Here is a 2,349-nt window from a genome sequence, read left to right as displayed (position 1 = left end):
CGCTGGCCAACACCCAGCGCAGCGGCGACGCGGTGCTTGACCGCGAACGTGCGCAGGCGCAGGCGCGACCGGCGCCGAAGCAATTGCACAACATATCCAAAAGTGCGCGCAGTGGGGCGGCGGCGTCATCGGGCATTGCGTTGCCGAGCAATCCTTTGGGCGATCAACCGGTGACGCTGAATTTTGTCGACGCCGATATTCAAGCGGTGGTGCGGGCGTTGTCGCGGTCGACCGGGCAGCAGTTTCTGGTCGACCCTCGGGTGAAGGGCACGTTGACGCTGGTGTCGGAAGGTCAGGTGCCGGCGCGGCAGGCTTACGACATGCTGTTGGCGGCGCTGCGCATGCAGGGCTTTAGTGTGGTTGACGTTGGCGGTGTGGCGCAGGTGGTGCCGGAGGCGGATGCGAAGTTGCTGGGTGGGCCGATTTACAGCGCTGACAAACCGGCGGGCAACGGCATGCTCACGCGCACGTTTCGGCTGCAATACGAAAACGCGGTGAACCTGATTCCGGTGCTGCGGCCGATCGTTTCGCCGAACAATCCGATCAACGCCTATCCGGGCAACAACACCATCGTCATCACCGATTACGCCGAGAATCTGACCCGCGTTGCACAGTTGATCGCGAGCATTGATTCGCCGAGTGCGATTGACACGGATGTGGTGCAGATCCAGAACGGCATCGCTGCTGATATTGCGCCGATGGTGGCGGATTTGCTGGATGCGCCGGGCAATGATCCGACGCAGAAAATTGCGGTGATTGGTGATCCGCGCTCTAACACCATCATCATTCGCGCCGGCAGCCCGGAGCGTACCGAGTTGGCGCGTAATCTGATTTACAAACTGGATAACGCGCAGAGCAATCCGAGTAATCTGCATGTGGTTTATCTGCGTAATGCGCAGGCGGCGAAACTGGCGCAGGCGTTGCGGGGTTTGCTCACCGGAGAGAGTGACAGTGGCACCAGTGACAGTGCGCGATCGGTGCTCAGTGCGATGGGTAGCAGCACCGGTGGCAGCGCTGGGCAGAATGGCCAGAGTGGTACGCAAAGCAGTGGCACGACATCGACTAACAGCAGCGGCAGCACGGGCGGCAGTTACGCGCAGGGCAGCGGTGGCAGTGGAACCGGTAGCGGCGGGTCGCAGAACAGCGAACAGAACGTGGCGTTCAGTGCCGGCGGCGTGACCATTCAGGCTGACGCCACCACCAACACCTTGTTGATTTCTGCGCCTGAACCGTTGTATCGCAACTTGCGTGAGGTGATTGATCTGCTCGACCAACGCCGCGCGCAAGTGGTGATCGAAAGCCTGATCGTCGAAGTCGGCGAGGACGATGCCAGTGAGTTTGGAGTGCAGTGGCAGACCGGTAATCTCGGTGGCAATGGCGTGATCGGTGGCGCGAATTTGGGTGGTTCGGGGATCAACGTCAATGGCAAAACCAGCATTGACGTACTGCCGCAAGGGTTGAACCTGGGTTACGTCAACGGCACCGTCGATATCCCTGGCATCGGCAAGATCCTTGACCTGAAAGTGCTGGCCCGGGCGTTGAAGAGCAAGGGCGGCACCAACGTGCTGTCGACGCCGAACCTGCTGACGCTGGACAACGAAGCGGCGAGTATTTTTGTCGGCCAGACCATCCCGTTTGTCAGCGGCAGTTACGTGACTGGCGGCGGGGGCACCAGCAACAACCCGTTCCAGACGGTGACCCGTGAAGAGGTCGGCTTGAAGCTCAACGTGCGCCCGCAGATTTCCGAGGGCGGTACGGTGAAGCTCGATATCTATCAGGAGGTCAGCAGCATCGACGAGCGCGCCTCGAACAGTGCGGCGTCGGCGGGGATCGTGACCAACAAACGCGCGATTGATACCAGCATTCTGCTCGATGACGGGCAGATCATGGTCCTCGGCGGCTTGCTGCAGGACGGTTACAGCCAGAGCAATGACGCGGTGCCATGGCTGGGCAGCTTGCCGGGGATTGGTGCGTTATTTCGCAACGAGCGCCGGGCGATCACCAAGACCAACCTGATGGTGTTCCTGCGCCCGTACATCATCCGCGACAGCGAAGCGGGGCGCAGCATCACGCTGAACCGCTACGACTTTATGCGCCGCGCGCAGGGTGGTTTGCAGCCGGAACGCAGCTGGGCAATGCCGGACATGCAGGCGCCACAGTTGCCGACGGCGGCACAGGGCGTGCCGGCGGTGGCGCCTACCTCAGGTCCACGCGCCACGATCAAAGCCGTGCCAATTGAAGGGAGCACGCGCTTTTGAAACCTGCCCTCAATCTGAAACCCACTCCTGTGGTGAGGGGATTCATCCCCGATGGGTTGCGAAGCAGCCCCAAAACCTGCAACCACATTTT

Annotated in this window: 1 protein-coding gene; it reads left to right on the top strand. The window is 61.2% G+C overall.

Annotated features, from left to right (window positions below; all coding sequences use genetic code 11):
* On the top strand, positions 1-2,258 hold a 2,258-nt coding region (gene gspD / locus EJA70_RS18995), incomplete at its 5' end, for a type II secretion system secretin GspD (protein WP_158832721.1).
* Positions 2,259-2,349: the final 91 nt, after the last annotated feature.

This window comes from Pseudomonas sp. PB103 (assembly GCF_009764635.1).
GTDB lineage: Bacteria > Pseudomonadota > Gammaproteobacteria > Pseudomonadales > Pseudomonadaceae > Aquipseudomonas.
Note: the sequence above shows the minus strand (reverse complement) of the source record. Positions and strands in the feature narration are given on the sequence as shown.